The organism is SAR324 cluster bacterium (genome assembly GCA_015232315.1).
Classification (GTDB): Bacteria; SAR324; SAR324; order SAR324; family NAC60-12; genus JADFZZ01.
This window is the reverse complement of record JADFZZ010000004.1, coordinates 270,128-288,585: the sequence shown is the minus strand read 5'-3', so window position 1 is coordinate 288,585 and position 18,458 is coordinate 270,128. Positions and strand designations below refer to the sequence as shown.

At 43.9% G+C, this 18,458-nt stretch carries 12 protein-coding genes; all 12 read left to right on the top strand.

Features of this window, described 5'->3' with window-relative positions:
* Positions 1-160: 160 nt before the first annotated feature.
* Complete coding sequence (locus tag HQM11_05565) at positions 161-625, top strand: hypothetical protein (protein ID MBF0350477.1); 465 nt, start codon at positions 161-163, stop codon at positions 623-625.
* 7 nt (positions 626-632) lie between these two features.
* On the top strand, positions 633-1,283 hold the full coding sequence (locus HQM11_05560; GenBank protein MBF0350476.1) for a hypothetical protein: 651 nt from the start codon (positions 633-635) through the stop codon (positions 1,281-1,283).
* Positions 1,284-1,600: 317 nt separating this feature from the next.
* Positions 1,601-3,724, top strand: a complete 2,124-nt coding sequence (locus HQM11_05555) for a HAMP domain-containing protein (protein MBF0350475.1) — start codon at positions 1,601-1,603, stop codon at positions 3,722-3,724.
* A gap of 3 nt (positions 3,725-3,727) precedes the next feature.
* Positions 3,728-4,285: a hypothetical protein gene (locus HQM11_05550; GenBank protein MBF0350474.1), complete on the top strand. Its 558-nt coding sequence runs from the start codon at positions 3,728-3,730 to the stop codon at positions 4,283-4,285.
* Positions 4,272-6,830, top strand: coding sequence for a chemotaxis protein CheA (locus HQM11_05545; GenBank protein ID MBF0350473.1), 2,559 nt, complete (start codon positions 4,272-4,274; stop codon positions 6,828-6,830). The genes HQM11_05550 and HQM11_05545 overlap by 14 nt, the downstream gene beginning before the upstream one ends.
* Before the next feature lie 64 nt (positions 6,831-6,894).
* The gene (locus tag HQM11_05540) at positions 6,895-7,422 is read left to right on the top strand and encodes a purine-binding chemotaxis protein CheW (protein MBF0350472.1); all 528 of its coding nucleotides are present in this window, start codon (positions 6,895-6,897) and stop codon (positions 7,420-7,422) included.
* Between the two features lie 70 nt (positions 7,423-7,492).
* Complete coding sequence (locus HQM11_05535; GenBank protein ID MBF0350471.1) at positions 7,493-9,340, top strand: HAMP domain-containing protein; 1,848 nt, start codon at positions 7,493-7,495, stop codon at positions 9,338-9,340.
* A 150-nt stretch (positions 9,341-9,490) separates the two neighbouring features.
* The gene (locus HQM11_05530; protein MBF0350470.1) at positions 9,491-10,315 is read left to right on the top strand and encodes a chemotaxis protein CheR; all 825 of its coding nucleotides are present in this window, start codon (positions 9,491-9,493) and stop codon (positions 10,313-10,315) included.
* 37 nt (positions 10,316-10,352) lie between these two features.
* On the top strand, positions 10,353-11,381 hold the full coding sequence (locus HQM11_05525) for a chemotaxis response regulator protein-glutamate methylesterase (protein ID MBF0350469.1): 1,029 nt from the start codon (positions 10,353-10,355) through the stop codon (positions 11,379-11,381).
* A 12-nt stretch (positions 11,382-11,393) separates the two neighbouring features.
* A complete protein-coding gene (locus HQM11_05520; protein MBF0350468.1) occupies positions 11,394-13,670 on the top strand; it encodes a chemotaxis protein CheW in 2,277 nt (758 codons plus the stop codon).
* A gap of 64 nt (positions 13,671-13,734) precedes the next feature.
* Entirely contained in the window at positions 13,735-14,616 is an 882-nt protein-coding gene (locus HQM11_05515; GenBank protein MBF0350467.1) for a cache domain-containing protein, read from the top strand.
* 178 nt (positions 14,617-14,794) lie between these two features.
* Positions 14,795-18,166, top strand: a complete 3,372-nt coding sequence (locus tag HQM11_05510) for a response regulator (GenBank protein ID MBF0350466.1) — start codon at positions 14,795-14,797, stop codon at positions 18,164-18,166.
* Positions 18,167-18,458: the final 292 nt, after the last annotated feature.

The following is an 18,458-nucleotide window of genomic DNA, read 5'->3' as shown; positions in this document are numbered from 1 at the left end:
ATTTAAAAACTCCTCCCGCGTCTCCTGCCTGTTATTCCTATGACCTGGAATACTTCAACCGGCAGGAGATTCGCTCTCGCATATTAATCCATAAGTTTTTGCAGATTGATGTAACAACAATTCAGTCTATTCATACAATCGTATTCTTGAAGAGGATGAGATGAAATATATTTTTGGATTAATTGTTTTAATATTTTTGATACATCCCGGAATCGAAGCCTCTGAAAAAATCGATTATATGAATGCTATCCCTGTTGATCTCAGTGTCAGCACGACGGATAATGAATTTGTGTACAGTCCTGATCTTCTCGTTTTTGAAACAGAAAAACTTTATAAACTTGTCATGAAAAATTCCGGCAGACTGAAGCATGTTTTTTGTTCAAAATATATGGAGGATTCTGTAACAACTCACAAAATTGTCGTTCTTGACTTTGAGAAATACCCTGTTGCGGAAATGTTTGAAGGTTCAGTTTGCAAGTTCATTATATTTCCTGATAACCATATTGAATGGTATTTCACACCAAAAAAACCCGGATCTAATTTTGATATCACATGTTACCTTCCCGGACATGAAGAAATGAGAGGAAAGGTTCAGATTGTCATTAACCCCAATACAATAAAATGATATGCGGATGAATATTAAAATATTTCTGACAATTGCGTTATTACAGGCCGGAATATTCACATCTTTGTATGCCGCGGATTACACTGGAAAGATCATAACAGAATATGCCTATCAGGATTTTGGCATTGTTTTAGTTCCAGAAAAAAATACATCTGTCACACCGCAATCCATTGCCATATCCCAGAAAGGGAAAATATTTCGTCCGCCATTACTGATTGTCCCCCAGGGCAGTTCCGTCAATTTTTCAAATGACGATGAGGTAAAACATAATGCCTGGTCCATGAGCAAAATCAGGCGATTTGATCTGGGATTGCTGGATGAAGGTGATGAACCGATTGTAAAATTCAATGAAGTGGGTGTTGTGGAGGTATTTTGCAACATCCACCAAAACATGTATATGGCTGTCTGGGTCGTCAACACCCCATTTTACACCTATCTGGATGAACAATATAATTTCAGCATCAAGAATGTTCCGGATGGTGTTTATCAGGTCGAGGTTCGCCATAATTTGACAACAACCCCTCCTCAAATTGATAAAATCAACATTCAGGGAAATACCATTACCGGTCCCCGTGAATTTCAATTCAGTAAAGACACCCCGTCAAGCAAAATTCCCACCCGCAAAGGACGTGAAAAAAAGGATAAACTGAATTATTAAGGTCTTTGTAACTACTCCTCAATTATTTCTATTACGTTACCCTCTTTTCCTTTCTTCGGAGAGATTAATGAACACCCAGGATCCCCCTCTCTCCGGTTCTGTTGCATGATTACCAAAGTTAAACAGGCCAATCAGGAAAAATCATTGAGCAAACGGAGTTGGTGTGCTACAGGAGAGACACGCCCTGATAAAAAATTGTTAAGCAATTTTTAAAAGTAAATCCCCCTCTCTGAAAAAATCTGGACATGCAGGAATAATAGTTGATTGTTTTTTTAGGGATTCCTGTTTTCTCTTCAAGTAACATTTTATGAGGAAAAATGAAGATCAAATATAAATTTTTGACCGCGTTTCTTGGATTGCTCTGTCTCACATTGGGAGGCAGTGTCCTTATTGAATTCAAAATCACAGAGAACGCCATCATTGCCAATGCGTTACGCACAATGGAGAATGATTTGCGTCAGAAAGAATCCCAACTCAAGGTGTTCCACGATAAAGCGAAGAGTGACCTGGTGCTGACAGTGCAATATCCTGTATTCAAGGAGTATTTTGATCTTCCTGAAACCAGGGCTGGAAACAGGTATGAGGAACAGGATGGTAATCAGGTGATTCAGTTCACTGAAGCTCAACGTGCTTTAAAAAACAAACTGGACGCATGGATTATGTATATCCAGAGTCGTTTTCCAGTCGTTGAAACCTGTTTGATTGACCGGACTGGTCAGGAGCATTCACGTCTGACTCTCCGTGAAATCGCCCCGGATGATGATTTTTCCAGTGAAGAAAATGAGGCACCTTTTTTTGAACCGAGTTTTAATTTAAAAAATGAAGAAGTTCATATCGCCTATCCGTATATGTCCGCGGACTATAAAAAATGGGTGTTTGCTTATACCACCCCTATTATCCTGGATGATGGCTCCAAACCCGCCTTTTTTCATTTTGAAATTCCTGTGGCCTTTTTTCAGGAAATTATTGGACACGACACACCCGAAAGAACTTTTGTACTGGACCCTGAAAACAGGATCATCGCCGACAGCCATCAAGATATTTCCATTGATCTGAATCCTGGAACAACTGTTGATGATGAACATAAAATCGAAGATTATTTTCCTTCGGTGGATTCGATCAGCAAAAATTCTGACTTCAGGAATATTCTTGTTGATATGAAATCCGGAAAAATCGGGAAAGGGACCTATTCAGAAAATGGAATCACCTATTATGTGGTATATCAACCTCTGCCTACGTTTGGCTGGAGTGTCGCGCAGATCAAACCGTATGAGATGTTACTCGAAGGAAGTGTTTCGCTGAGTGAACTTAAAATTGCCATCCTGCTAATGTTGCTGGGAATGCTGGTGGTCGCGACACTGGTTATTTTGTGGATTTCTCAAAAAATCACGCAACCACTGGTTCAGCTTACAACCGTACTGGAACAAGTCTCGACCGGAAAACTGGATGTTGTTCTGCCAGCAGAATTTCCTAAGGATGAAGTGGGACAATTGTTAGGCGCGACAAAAAAAATGCTGGAGTCCCTGAAAATAAAAGTAAAATTGGCTGAAACAATCAGTCATGGCGATTTTTCTTCAGAGGCGTTGCTTTCATCACCACAGGATGTTTTAGGAAAAGCGTTGCAGACCATGAATGTGAATCTGAACAGTACCATGCATGAGGTGATTGATATTGCCGAGACCATCGCGGAATTATCCCGGACCGTTGCTGAAGACAGTCAACGGTTGTCAATGGGGGCCACGGAACAAGCCAGCGCGGTCAAGGAAATTGGTGCGTCAAGCACGACCATCCTGCATCAGATTCAACAGAATTCCGAGAATCTGAATTGGGCCAACCAGTTGGGTGTTTCAGTCAGAAAAGCAGCAGACAGGGGTGATGCCAGCATGCGAACCATGATTCACTCCATGGATGAAATTGACCAGGCAAGTTCCAACATCTCCCAGATTATCAGAGTGATTGATGAAATCTCCTTCCATACCAACATTCTGGCGTTGAATGCGGCGGTGGAAGCCGCGCGTGCCGGACGTTTTGGCAAAGGTTTTGCTGTCGTAGCCGATGAAGTTCGTGATCTGGCGGGACGTAGTGCTCAAGCTGCGCGAGAGTCCACAAATCTGATTGATGATTCAAATAAAAAAGTGCGTCAGGGGATTGAAATTGTTCAGGAAACAGCAAAATCTCTGGAAGAGATTGTTCAGGGGGTTTCAAAAATGAGTGATCTGATGGCGGAAGTTTCTGTGGCAAGTAAGGAGCAAGCCGCGGGAGTGAAGCAGATTAACCTTGGTCTCAATCAGATTGAACACACGACCAGCAACAATTCTGTGATCGTTGAAGAAAGTGCCGCAGCAGCAGCCGATCTTGATGAATCGGTGCATCAACTCAAGCAGATTTTAACTCGATTCAGACTCAAACAATCGTCTCATGCGTTGATCAAGGGAGTGTAAAATATGCCGAGTTTTTCTGATGTCATTCTGAGCAACAAGGCAGGTTATCGATTTGAAATAGAGCGCGGCCTTAACGCTGAAACCGTTTTGCTGCAGGAACTCACCTATCACATGAATGACCTGGAACATTCCTGGATGTATCTGTGCCATAGCATGCGGGAATCAGGAGCGGACTGGGCACAGAAAATAAAGGTTCAGCAACATGTCACGAAAATAAGTTACCGTCTGGATGAACTTTTACGTTTTATTGGCGCATGGAAAGGCCCCACCATCGTGAGTTTCCTCTGTACGGAAATTCGTGATTTTATCACTGAACCCGGTTGGAAGGACAACCCCTTGACATTGGACGCCATGCACCAGGTTGAAGGCATGCTGATCATCGCCAACTGCTATTTGCGCCCTGAGTTGAACGCGCTTGATCTGATCAATCTGAACGATGTGATCAACAGCCTGAAACACCTCATGGAAAAATTTTTAACACGATATGCCGGGAAAAACAGGGAAGAAAGCCTGAAAGCCTTGTCTAACCTTATTGCGAGGACAAGGAATGACATTCAATGAAGATCAGCAACTGATCATAGACTTTGTCACCGAAAGTCAGGAAACCATTGAAACGGTGGAACCCGCATTGATTCATATGGAAGGAATTTCAGATGCTCACGAGCTTCAGGACATCATCAATCTGATTTTCCGTCCGTTCCACAGTCTGAAGGGAAGTGCCGGCTTCCTGGGATTTCACAACATTGAAAAACTCACCCATCGAACAGAAACCCTGTTGCAGGAAGTCAGGGTGAATCCTGACAAATGGCAATATGGGTTTTCAGAAATTCTGGTAAAAAGCTGTGACCTGGTCAACAACCTGCTCAATCATGTAGAATCAACAGGAAATGACCGGGCTTTTGAACCTGAGATCAGCCAGCATCTGGACGCTCTGGATATCATGATTGAGCTTTCCCAGAAGGGCGAAATCACTCAACCTGTAAAGCATGAAGAATGGAAACCGACTCTCTCCATCCAGGAAGTTCTTTCCCAAGGGGGCAGTCTGCTGGAAAGTTTGATGAGTAAATATCTACCACTGTTTGAAAGTGAAAATATCGTAGAAGAAGCAACCCTGATTCTCTATGAACTGAAACGCTATGCGACTTTAAAAATGGAACCGGCTTCGGAGCCTCATGTCGCGTCTGAAAATTTGTATGTTGAATTGGATCCCTTGTCCCTGTTTGATCTGCCACCTCAGGATTCACTTCCACCCGCAAAATCCACAGCGTCACCAGATATAAAACCAGATCCGAAAAAGGCCGATGTACAGTCTCCGACTGAAATAACAAAACCGGCAACACTTTCAACAGGCTCCGTACAAAATCCTGAGCGGATACAACTGTTCATCAGTGATATTCTTGAACATCTGGAAACCATCGAAGGTGTGTTTCTGGTTCTGGATAAACTGGGAGAGGATGTCGATAAAGGGGAATTCCTGAATTCCGCAAAACGCAGTTTTCACACCATCAAAGGCAATGCCGGATTTCTGGGGATGGCGCATGTTGAACGTCTCAGCCACAAGGCTGAAAGTGTGCTGGAGATGTTACAGGATGGAACGCTGTCCATCAACAGTGATGTGATGAATCCTGTATTGGAAACAATTGATGTTTTGCGTGATGGATCCGGAGCAATTGCCTCAGGACAGGAAATAGATACAAACAAGTTTGAACAATGCATGAATCTTCTGGATAAGCTGATTCCCGCCAATAAAAAAGCCAAGGAGATCCCGTCTGTTCAAATTCCCGCATCACCAACAGCAGTTTCTGTCACGACACCGGCTTCTTCTCAGAATGCATCCAAACCAGTTCCTCAGCCCCAGATACCCGCGACTCCCGCAATAGAAAAGGCAAAATCCGCGACCTCAACGCCAGCCGCTAAAACGGATGTTCCGGCAGGCACCCCACAACTTTCTGATATTCGGGTGAGTCTGGATAAACTGGATCATCTGATTGATCTGGTGGGGGAGTTGGTCATATCAGACTCCATGATGGCGCAACGTCTTGATAAGGATTATATCGACACACAAGAACTGAAATCCGTATCAGGCCAGATGCATCGCAATATGCGTGAACTTCAGGAAATAGCCATGTCACTGAGAATGATCCCTGTGGCCAGCGTGTTCCGCAAAATGATTCGGGTTGTGCATGACGCGTCCAAAAAACTCAATAAACAGGTAGAACTGGTATTGAAGGGAGAAGAAACTGAAGTTGATAAAAGCCTGATTGAACAGGTAAGCGATCCGTTGTTGCATCTCATTCGTAATGCCATTGATCATGGTATTGAAGACAAGGAAGGCCGGAAAACAGCCAAAAAACCGGATAAGGGCATCATTGTTCTGGAAGCTCGCTATGTGGGAAATGAACTTTGGATCACCATTCAGGATGATGGGAAGGGACTGAACCGGGAAAAAATCCTGGCAAAAGCCCGTGAACAGAATCTGATTGGGCCGGATGCCAATCTGCCTGATCATGAACTATGGAAGATGATTCTGGAACCCGGTTTTTCCACAAACACAGAAGTTACCGCGTTTTCAGGACGTGGTGTGGGAATGGATGTTGTCAAGAAGAACATTGAAAAATTACGTGGCAGTATTCATATCGCGACCCAGCAAGGCAAGGGCACCCTCTTCACCTTAAAAGTGCCACTGACACTGAGTATTATTGACGGCTTGCTGGTGAATGTGGGCGAGGTGTCCTATGTGTTACCCACCATTTCCATCAAGGAATCCCTGCAACCCAAGGCTGCGAATATCTTTCTTACACCAGACGGATCAGAGATGCTTAGAATCCGAAACCGGTTATTGCCTGTTATCCGACTGCATCGTTTGTATCAGATAGAAACCGGGATTCAGGATTTGACCGGAGGAATGTTGCTCGTGATTGAATCATCTGAACGCGCGTTTTGTTTGTTTGTGGACGCCATTGTCGGACAGCAGCAAATTGTAGTAAAAACCTTACCACCATCAATGACAGAAATTCCCTATCTTGCGGGTTGTACGATTCTTGGTGATGGGCAGGTAGGGTTGATTCTGGATATGTCAAGCATGGGAAGTCATTCCAGCAACTGATGGCTGGAGAAAAAACCACGATTTTCTGAGGCGTCTTGGAATTATAAAACAATAATGGAGGAATATGGACGAAGGACAGATGGATGATTCATTGCTGAATCAGGAAAACGATGACGTAGATGAAACCGACAGTAAATACCTTAGTTTCCCACTGGGAGAAAGTTTGTATGGCATTGATATTCATCATGTGCTTGAAGTTGTCATCCGGAATACCAACACACGCATTACCAAAGTTCCACATATGCCCGCTTATACCAAAGGTGTGATCAATCTCCGGGGAAAAGTGATTCCGGTCATTGATCTGCGGTTACGCTTTCGGATGGATGAAATTGAATACAATGACCGGACCTGCTTTGTGGTCGTCAGTATCAGGGGCGTTATGACCGGACTGATTACGGATACTGTGTCGGGTGTTGTGAGTATTCCAAAAACCGAAATTGACCCGGCTCCTGATCTGGAGAATTCAGGGCAAAGCCGTTTTATTGCCGGTATGGGGAAAACCAAAGATCAGGTCTATATCCTGATCAATGTGGATAATCTTCTGATTCCTGAAGAAATCCAGATCCTGGAAAAAATGGGTTCCGTGGCGTGATCAACAAATGGTAAGCCAACGTCTCCCTTTCAAACTCGCCTGTTCTTTTAACTTATATTCGGAGGTTCCAATGTCATTCAAAAATATGAAAATTTCTTTACAATTGAGTGTGAGTTTTTTTGCGATTGTCGCGCTGTTCGGAATTGCGGGTCTGGGTGGTCTGTGGATGCTTAATGAAGTTGAACAATTATCCTCCAGGGTCAAGCATGAAAGTGTGCCCTTTGCACTACTCGCCGGAGAGATGGACACTAATGTAACAAACGTCCAGCAGTGGCTTACAGACGTATCAGCCAGTCATAATAAAGATGGACTGAGAGATGCTGAGGTTGCGGCCCAGAATTTCAAACGAAGGCTCTCCCAATTTCGTGAAATGTATTCCAAAGAAAATAATCTGCCACAGTTAAAGAACATGGAAGCCATGGCACAGGCCTTTGACCAGTTCTATGAAAGCGGGAAAAAAATGACAGCGGCCTATATCAATCAGGGCTTAGACGCGGGGAACCACATTATGGAAACATTTGATGCGGATGCCGCCTCGATCAAACAAAAAGTGGTTCAGTTAAAAACAGAACAGTCTGACGAAGCCACGCTCAACATGGAACTGATTTCAAGTTCGATCCACACCATTAAAATTACTTTGCTCAGTGCTGGCGTTTTTGCTTTTGCGCTAGGTGTGGTTATCATGTTTTTTTTATCACGCACGATTCTTGGAGCGATTTCCGCCATCAAAAAAGGTTCAGAAACCCTCTCAAATGGTGAATTACAGATTGAGGTGGATACTGTCCGCAAAGATGAATTTGGCGATTTGGGACGATCCTTCCAGCACATGGTCGATGCCATCAGCGCCAAAACCAAAGTGGCTCAACGCATTGCCAAAGGGGATTTGAGCGCTGAAACACAATTGGCTTCAGATAAGGATGTTCTGGGGATCGCTATTCAGGAAATGACTACAAGCCTTAATGAAACACTCCACCAGGTGATCACCTCTGCGGATCAATTATCCATTGGAGCCCATCAGGTCTCAGAATCCAGTCAGATTATTTCTCAGGGAGCCACTGAACAATCCGCGTCACTGGAACAGATTTCTTCTTCCATGGAAGAAATGAACTCCCAAACCAAATCCAACGCTGAAAACGCGAATCAGGCAAATCAGATCGCGATAGACGCCAGACGTCGCGCGGAACAGGGTGATCGTCAGATGCAAAAAATGCTGGAAGCCATGAAAGAAATCAATAATTCCTCCACCAACATTGCCCACATCATCAAAACCATTGACGAAATCGCGTTTCAGACCAATGTGTTGGCAATCAACGCGGCGGTCGAAGCCGCACGTGCCGGTGTGCATGGAAAGGGTTTCGCTGTTGTCGCGGAAGAAGTCCGAAATCTGGCTCAACGCAGTGCTCAGGCGGCTAAGGAAACCACTGTCATGATCAATGATTCAGTAAAAAAAGTTGAATCCGGCGCGAAAATGGCGGATGAAACCGCCTCTTCCCTGAAAGAGATTGTCAACTCCTCCACCAAAGTGACAGATCTGGTGAATGAAATCGCAACCGCCAGCAATGAACAGGCACGTGGCGTTCGTGAAATCAATACGGGCCTGAACCAACTGAACCAGGTGGTTCAGCAAAACGCTCAGGTCGCAGAACAAACAGCGGCGGCCAGTGAGGAATTAACAGGCCAATCCCAGCATCTCAAAGAGCTGGTCTTCCGTTTTCAACTGAAAAACAGTGTCATGAATCCTCCTCCCGCACAGACCAAAACCCTGCCGATGCGCAAAAGTCATCAGATCACCCATGCTCCGCATATCAAAAAAGCAGTTTATTCCACCCCTCACGTGGAACACAAACACAAACATTCTGATGAAGTGAGTGGCGAAGATCTTATTTCGTTCGGGGATGAGGACACTGGGAAATTCTAATTTTCTGTACGGTTGACAGGCTCTATGAATCACAAATGCTCTAAAAATAATAACGCGGTGAATTCATCAACAACAGGGGCATGACCATAGAGCCTGAACGCTACACCTGGCCTCTTCTTTTAACTGAAACAGTTACACCTGATTTACTCTATGATGAATGACCAGCATTTCCAGCAAATCGCCCAATTGGCTTATGAAAAGTGTGGAATTTATCTGACTGAGGATAAAAAATCACTTTTATCCAATCGTCTTCAATTCCTGGTGCAATCATTGGGACTCAAGGATTTTGGTGAATATCACGCCTGGCTGCGTGCTGACACTGAGGGAAAGCGCTTACAACAATTCATCAACCAGATCACAACCAATTACAGTTATTTTTTCAGAGAACACGAGCATTTTGATTATCTGATGAATCATGTTCTGCCTCAAAAAAAATCACGGGATATTACTGAAGACACCAATGATCTGCATATATGGTCCGCCGCCTGTTCTTCAGGAGAAGAAGCCTATACGCTGGCAATGTTGTTGAAAGAATTTTTGGCAAAAACCACACCAAGATGGGACATTGGTATTCTGGCAACAGACATTGATAGTGAAAAACTCCAGGAAGCGCATAAGGGGATCTATACCGGCGACCGGATGAAAAATGTTCCCCCGATATATAAAACAAACTATTTTCAGGCATTGGATAAAACAAAATGGCAAGTTCGTCCTCAACTGAAACAACTGATTCACTTCAGCAACTATAATCTGATCCGCCCCAAATTTGTGTTTAAATCTAAATTTTATGCCATTTTTTGCCGGAATGTCATGATTTACTTCGATCGTGCGACAATCACAGCATTGGTACAGCGTTTTTATGAGGTTACAGAGGACTATGGTTTTCTGTTCATCGGACAAACAGAAAATCTGGACAAGGACAAATGCCCCTATCGGTATGTTGCCCCCGCGATTTATCAGAAAATTCCACGATAATTTTTTCTCAAATTAAACAAAAACCAGGGAAAGTATTATGATCAAGGTACTTGTCATTGATGATTCAGCGCTGGTGCGTGATATTTTAAGTGAAGGACTTGCGCGTGATCCGGAAATTCAGGTGGTGGGGTCTGCTCCTGATCCTTATGTCGCCAGAGAAAAAATCGCAAAACTTCGTCCGGATGTGCTCACACTGGATATTGAAATGCCACGCATGGATGGCGTGCAGTTTTTGCGGTATATGATGCCTCAGTATCCTCTGCCGGTGGTGGTGGTCAGTGCCTTGACCGAAAAAGGGAAACGCATCACCATGGAGGCTTTGGAAGCCGGTGCGGTGGATTTTGTGACAAAACCCAGCTCTGATGTGGCTCGTGGGTTGGAAATCATGCTGGAGGACATTCGCCAAAAAGTAAAACAGGCCTCAATGACAGATGTCAGTCACTGGAAGCAGCGCACTCCGACACCTGCCAAAGTACGCATGGACACAGCCCTGAGTACTTCCACTGATAAAGTGATTGCCATTGGCGCTTCCACAGGCGGGGTGCAGGCAATTTCCAGGATTCTGACCCAGTTGCCAGCCACCTTGCCCGGAATCGTGATTGTGCAGCATATGCCCCCGGGATTCACACAAACCTATGCGGAACGTCTCAATGAACAATGCGCGATTAAAGTCAAGGAAGCCAAACATGGAGACAGGATCATGCCGGGACAGGCTTTGCTTGCGCCAGGTAATTTGCAGATGACTGTAAAACGCTCAGGAGGGGTCTATCTGGTCCATTGTGAACCTGGAGAGAAAGTGAGTGGTCATTGCCCTTCTGTGGATGTACTTTTTGATTCTGTGGCCCGTTTTGCCGGAGCCAATGCGATTGGTATTATCCTGACCGGAATGGGCAATGATGGTGCGGCGGGAATGCTGTCCATGCGTCGTGCGGGTGCTCGCACCATGGCTCAGGATGAAAAATCCTGCGTGGTTTTTGGCATGCCTTGTGAAGCTTACAAATCAGGGGGGGCTGAATTTCTGATTTCGCTGGATAACATTCCTCATAAACTGGTTTCATTTTTATGAAATGAGGACAATTTGATATCTGAACAACCGACATCCTCAACCGACATCACTATAGATCTTCAAAGTCTGCTTGAATTTCTGGAGGATTCCGCTGAAAATCTGAATCAGTTGGGAAATCTTCTTCTGGAATTTGAAAAGTATGATTCAGACATAGAAATATTGGGGAAAATTCTTGATTCCTTTTTTTCAATGAGAGATGCGGCCGGATTTTTTCAACTCGTTTTTTTTCAGAAGTTGGCTCACTCAACGGGCACTATTCTGCAAATGATTTCAAAGCAGGAAATTCCAGCGTCTTCCATGGTGATTTCAACGCTCATCAGTGGATTGAATGGACTCAAACATATCGCGGAAACATTCAAACATGAACGTATCGAAGTTCGTGATACGGAATCATTCAATCAACTTTTGCTCAAGATTGATCAACTCAGCCAACAGAAACGAGGATTGAGAGAGGAAGCCTTCATTTCTTTCAATGCGTTCAATGCTCTGACCGCCCACTTGCCTGAATCTGTCAAAGGTTCTAACGCGTTTCAAAAACTTGAGGCACAGGCACGGCATCTGGGAATTCTGGTGACCGATAGCCTGGAAAAAACAGCGCCAAACTTCATCCAATCTTTTCATGAGTTTGAGTCAGGGATTCCAGAAAGCACAAAGAATCATCGGGATTTCAAAATTCTGCATAATAATATCATTCGATTGAATATTGTTTCGCAATCCGCATCCAGAACATCCAATTTTCGAAAATCCGCTGATTTTTTCTTTAAGGATATCGATGTTTCAGGTGAAATCAGCACGATCCGTGATATTCTGTTTCGTCCCTCAGAAGAATTTTTACCTGTCAGTACCGCGCAACGAATGAAAGACGCGGTTGTGTGCGTAAAACCGAAAATTTCAGGTGAAGCACTGAATATCATTCGGATTCTGGAACTCAAACTGGATCAGGTGGTGTCAGGTGTTCAAAAATTTGTCCCTGAGTTCAGGACGGAATTGAAGAATATTTTCCAGCCGGCACTGGCTCATTTTTCTAATGTTTCATCCCAATCAGGCGTTTTGAAGGGGCATTCCATCACCGGCACTCAGACAGAACATAAAACGATGCGTGTCGCGGAAGAAGAAATCGATGGGTTTATGCATTTTGTGGGTGAACTGGTTGTTGTTTCAGACATGTTTCAATATGTCAGTAATGCCATGAGCAAGACTGACGTGGAAAGAGAACTTCATGAACGGTTCAAACAGGCAAACCAGACTTTCAATCTCCTTTCCCAGAAAATGATCTCTAGTCTGCTGAAAATCAGACTGATTCCGATGGAAGGCCTTTTTATCAAGTTGCCCGGATTCGCGCGCAGTGTTGCTGATAAATTGGGAAAACAGATCGATGTGGCGATTCGTGGAGGTCAAATCAGAATTGACAAGAGTATTCATGATTTGTTGGAACGACCCCTGTTCTATCTTGTAGCCCATGCGGTGGAATATGGCATTGAATCACCGATGGAACGCAGAAGCAAAGGCAAGTTGCTCAAAGGAAGTGTGCAGATTGAAGCTTTTTCTGATGAAGATGACTGGGTGCATTTCCGGATTTCAGATGATGGAAACGGAATCTCAATGGCTGAGATTAAACACCGTGTTCTGGAAACGGAACTGGTTCCCTCTGCGGAACTGGATCGCTACACTGAAGAAGAACTGCAAAACTGTCTTTTATTATCAGGATTTTTTACGGAGTCCTCAACATTGACAGACTCTTTGCCCGACATGGGGTTGAGTCAGATAAAACAACTGATTGAATCGGCCAATGGCTATTTTTTCGTAGAGACAACCCCTGAAAAGGGCACCACCTTTCATATCAGGATGCCGGCGTCCAGTAGTTTCCTGATTATTGAAGGCATCAATACCAAAGTGGGGAATGAGGAATACATTCTGCCAATGGAATTTATGAAAACAGCCTTTCAGCCGAAATCAGGGCAGGTGTTTACAGCAAATCACAAAGAAGTCATACGCTACAACAATCACATGTTACGAGTTGTACGTCTTTATGAAATTTTTGACACATCTTCTCAATGTATAAAACCGGAAGAATCGATTTTGATTGTGGTGGAATACCGACACCATCAATTTGCGTTGATGGTTGATTGTTTGCTGGGAAAAGCACAGGTAGTCGTGAAAGACCTGCAAATTGACAAAATGGGAGACCACTTGAAACACCGGGGCATTGCCGGAGGCGCGATCATGGGACATGGCGGTGTATCGCTTGTTTTGGATGTGGCCGAACTGACGCGATATTTGCAGGACTAGCATTTAACCCAAGTTGTGATCCCTTCTCTTTAAGCTGCAGAAACCTTTAACCCAATGGTGTATAATGTTTAAGAAACGCTTCATAAAATATGTATTGGCAGGATTCTGTCTATTCCCGGCTTATGCTTTTGCTAATTCATATGAAGCGCTTGAAACAATGCTCGATAAAAAGATGCGCACTCTTGACCGAATTCACCTGCGTTATGCGAATGAGTTACTTACCGTACGCAATGATTCCGGTTTTGAAGAATATTTTGAATATGAAAACGATCCCCCGAAAAGAAAACAGGCGTTGGCGAGCATTCAAAAACTAAGTTTATACACTCATTCCAGATTCAACATGGATGAAATGTGTCTGATAAGCAGACCAGTCACACTGCCTGATGGGAAAGTCATTACTCCCGAAATTATGAGAATTTCAGGAAATAAAATCGCGACCAATGACGAATTATCCCTGGAGGAAGGCGATAATCCTTTTTATGAACCATCATTCAAACTCAAGGATCAGGAAGTACGTATTCAGAGTGCCTATATATCTCACGACTCTCACCGTTGGGTTGTCGCCTATTCGACACCTGTGGTTCTTTCAAATGGCAGCATCCCCGCATTCCTGCACTATGAAAGATATCTGGGAGAATACATCGATCAGTTGCTCACATTTCTCGAAAACAAAAGATTGATTGTAATGGATGATACAGGTCTGGTACTCGCTGATTCAGTCAAAACAATATCGCTCCAACTGAAACATGATCTTTCCGAATCAGCACAAGAGGACCCCAAACAATACTTCTCCCCCATTTATTCGGAATTTATAAAATGGAAATCCGCTATTCTGGCCGGAAAAAAATTGAAGGAACAAATCCCCCTTGATAACAAACAATGTCTGTTTGTTTCAGCTCCCCATCATCAATTAAAAATTTCAATCATCCTGGTCTCATGTCCTTAGTACATCCAGTCCCATTCAAACAACTTTATCAGATCTGGTTTTATGGAATCCTGTCATTTTTGACTCCTTCGTTTATCCTCTGAATATGCTTCGTCGTTACATTTATATCAGGAATACCCTGTTGAACAGGTTTCAAGAAATAAGGAGGATGATCTCGTTTTTTTGTGTCTTGATCCTCATGAACCCTATCCTGATTTATGCCGCGACCCCCCTGTTACTCAACCCGTCCCAGGGAGTATATCCACTGGGAAAACATATGGAATTTCTGGAAGATGTGGATGGACAACTGACTATTGAACAGGTTTCCAGTTCCGAATTTTCATCAAGTTTTCAAAGTGGTTCCCTGGATGCTCCAAATTTCGGGAATACACATTCCGTGTATTGGGCATACCTTCAGGTTTTGAATCCTCTGCCATCAAGCACCATGTGGTATCTTGAACAGGCCTTCCCGATTATTGATCATGTCAGTCTTTTTATTCAGCAGGTAGATGGAACATTTCTGAAATATACCGCTGGCGATCAGTATCCTTTTGAGCAACGCGATGTTAAACATCGAAATATTATCTTCCCGTTGTCTTTGCCTTCTCAGCATGTTCAAACACTCTATATCCGGGTCAAATCGGAGAGTTCCATGCAAATGAGTTTCAAGTTGTGGAATCCAGAAACCTTTCTGGAAAATTCCACTGAGGAACATTCCGGATTGGGACTTTATTATGGAATGATCCTGGTCATGCTGATTTATAATCTGTTTCTTTTTACAGTAATTCGTGATCGGAGTTATTTGTATTATGTGCTCCATACTGCCGGATTGCTTCTTTATCAAATGGTTTATAATGGTCTGGCCTATCGCTATTTATGGCCGGACTCTCCTTCCTGGACCAACAAGAGTCTGCCCTTCTTTCTGGCTTTTACGGGTTTTTGGGGAATCAGTTTTTTCCGTAGCTTTGTGGACTCGGCAAAAATATTACACGGATGGGATAAGCTACTGATTTTTTTATCCGTTATTTTAGCAGGACTGATGCCTCTTTCCCTCTTTGTCAATACAGTCACCAGTGGTAGTCTGGTGGTATTAAGCGCAATGAACTCCTATGTGATCATCCTTTGGGTTTCATTCCTGGCCGTTCTCAAGGGAAGTCGTCCCGCACGTTTTTTTCTTCTCTCCTTTTCACTGTTCCTGTTGGGCGGTTTAGCCTCCGCTCTGAGGAGTTTCGGTATACTCCCCATGATGTTCATAACCAATTATGGACCCCATATTGGCTCAGCCCTTGAGGTGATATTTCTCTCCTTTGGATTGGCCGATCGCGTTAATACGATGAAAAAGGAACGTTTTGTCGCCCAGCAAAAACTGTTGGAAGCCCAGCAGGAAGTGCTGAAAGCCGAACATCAGTCCGTGGAAAATCTGAAACGGGTGGACAAGCTTAAAGATGAGTTTTTGGCCAATACGTCTCATGAATTGAGAACGCCCCTCAACGGAATTATCGGGTTGGCGGAATCGCTGGTGGATGGCGCCACTGGAAAACTTTCCAAAGCCACTTCCGAGAATCTGGAACTCATTATTCAGAGCGGGAAACGTCTGGCCAACCTGGTCAATGACATTCTGGATTTTTCCAAAATGAAAAATCATGAACTGCAACTGCAATTCCGTCCTGTGGATCTGAAAAGTATTACGGAAGTGGTTTTGAAAATCGCCTCTACGTTGCTAGGTAAAAAACAGATTATCCTGCGCACGGAGATTCCTGACACACTGCCCTTTGTTTATGCGGATGAAAATCGGCTACAGCAAATTTTTATGAATCTGATCGGGAATGCCATCAAATTTACGCATCAGGGAGAAATTCTGCTCAAGGCTGAACAGCAGGAATCACGCATTTGGCTCTCGGTTTCTGATACTGGAATCGGAATACAGTCAGACCAACAGGAACGCATCTTTGAGGTATTTGAACAGGCCGATGGTTCGACCTCCAGAGAATATGGCGGGACAGGTCTGGGACTTAGCATCACGCGAAAACTGGTGGAAGCGCATGGCGGGAAAATCCTGGTGGATAGTACGCCCGGTCAAGGCTCAATCTTTTGGTTTGATTTACCCGTTTATGCGGAAGATCTCTCCCTTCCGGCAAAAGCCGCAGATCAACAGAGTCTTCATGCAAAACAGGCACACATCCGTTTTAATTCGTGGGAGCAGGATGATCATTCACTCTCGTTGAATGAATTAATGCCTCTGGAAAATCAACAGGACAATAAACTCAAAGCGAAAACCATTCTGGTCGTGGATGATGAACCAATCAATATCAAGGTTTTGCAAAATCATCTGCAATTAAACAATTATCGGGTTTTGACTGCACAGGATGGTTTTGAAGCCCTCGAACTTTTTCATAGTGAACATCCGGATCTTGTTCTGCTTGATTTGATGATGCCACGTATGAATGGGTATGAAGTGGCGCTCAAACTCCGTCAGAACCACCCGCCCGCTCAACTCCCCATTCTGATGCTCACCGCCAAAAATCAGGTCAGTGATCTGGTCAAAGGGTTCGACAGTGGTGCCAACGACTATCTGACCAAACCTTTTCATAAAGCTGAATTGTTGAGTCGGATCAATCTTCACCTGCAACTTCAGAACTCCATCGAAAGTCTGAAGGAACTCCTTAAAAAAGAAGAAGCATTCCTTGTTACCTTTAAAAAATTCGTCCCCAATCAGTTTCTTCGAAGAATCGCAAGCGAGGGGATTGAAAATATTGAATTGGGCAAAGCGGAGCATGAAACCATTACCATTCTGTTTTCAGATATCCGGGGTTTCACGTCTCTCTCTGAAATGATGTCGCCACAGGAATTGCTGAATTTTCTCAATGACTATTTCAAAAAAATGACGATCCCCATCCACGAAAATAATGGATTCATTGATAAGTTCATTGGCGACGCCATCATGGCCTTGTTTGATTTTCCCGGTCAGAATGACGCCGTGGAAGCTATTTCAGCCGTAAAGGCGGCCATCGGCATGCAGGACGTATTGACGGCCTACAATCAGCAACGCCAAATACTGGGAATTCCGCCCGTCGCGACGGGAATTGGAATTCATAGCGGCCCGGTCATTATTGGAACTGTAGGTGCTCAGGATCGCATGGATTCTACTGTCTTGGGGGATACCGTGAATTTAGCATCCCGACTGGAAGGATTGACTAAAAAGTATCACGCACAAATCATTATTTCTGACCAGACGTGGAATTTTGTTCAACATGAGGAAGGGCTTCTTTGGCGGGAACTCGACCTTGTAAAGGTTCTTGGAAAAGAACAATCCATTACCATTTATGAGATATTCAATGCCAATGAAAACACCCTTCGGGAGAAGAAAACAAGAATCCTGAAACCATACCGGGAAGGACTAAAGCTCTATCTTTCCAGGAAATGGAACGAAGCCCGGCGGCTGTTTGAGGAATGTTTGAACGTGTTTCCTGAAGACATTGTTTCTCAGAACTATTTGGCACGTTGCGTTAAATATCAACAGGAACCTCCTGATGAAAGCTGGAATGGCTCTGAACGGCTGACAGAAAAATGATGACAGTTATCTTGTCGAAAAAAAGAACATCCGAAAAATCAATGTGAAATTCTGCCGAAAAATCATCCCTTTCAATTTTAAATAGCCAAAGTCACGGCATGCCAGAACGGCCTTGAGGAATTGAGCCTTCCGACGTTACCGGAATTCAAAAAAGAGGCGTTATCCCATGATAAATGGCTGATTTTTCGGCAGATCGCGCTAACCGTTAAATGGGCTGCTAACTGTAACTATATGAAATTTAGTGTGTTTTAAAAATGGCTCTTATATTGCAGATTTAGTCGTCAAATTTATT

Bases quoted from the DNA above. Each gene is read 5' to 3' on its own strand.
- HQM11_05535 (MBF0350471.1), top strand. From the start codon at position 7,493: ATGTCATTCAAAAATATGAAAATTTCTTTACAATTGAGTGTGAGTTTT.
- HQM11_05550 (MBF0350474.1), top strand. From the start codon at position 3,728: ATGCCGAGTTTTTCTGATGTCATTCTGAGCAACAAGGCAGGTTATCGA.
- HQM11_05545 (MBF0350473.1), top strand. From the start codon at position 4,272: ATGACATTCAATGAAGATCAGCAACTGATCATAGACTTTGTCACCGAA.
- HQM11_05540 (MBF0350472.1), top strand. From the start codon at position 6,895: ATGGACGAAGGACAGATGGATGATTCATTGCTGAATCAGGAAAACGAT.
- HQM11_05565 (MBF0350477.1), top strand. From the start codon at position 161: ATGAAATATATTTTTGGATTAATTGTTTTAATATTTTTGATACATCCC.
- HQM11_05525 (MBF0350469.1), top strand. From the start codon at position 10,353: ATGATCAAGGTACTTGTCATTGATGATTCAGCGCTGGTGCGTGATATT.
- HQM11_05560 (MBF0350476.1), top strand. From the start codon at position 633: ATGAATATTAAAATATTTCTGACAATTGCGTTATTACAGGCCGGAATA.
- HQM11_05515 (MBF0350467.1), top strand. From the start codon at position 13,735: ATGTTTAAGAAACGCTTCATAAAATATGTATTGGCAGGATTCTGTCTA.
- HQM11_05530 (MBF0350470.1), top strand. From the start codon at position 9,491: ATGATGAATGACCAGCATTTCCAGCAAATCGCCCAATTGGCTTATGAA.
- HQM11_05510 (MBF0350466.1), top strand. From the start codon at position 14,795: ATGAACCCTATCCTGATTTATGCCGCGACCCCCCTGTTACTCAACCCG.
- HQM11_05555 (MBF0350475.1), top strand. From the start codon at position 1,601: ATGAAGATCAAATATAAATTTTTGACCGCGTTTCTTGGATTGCTCTGT.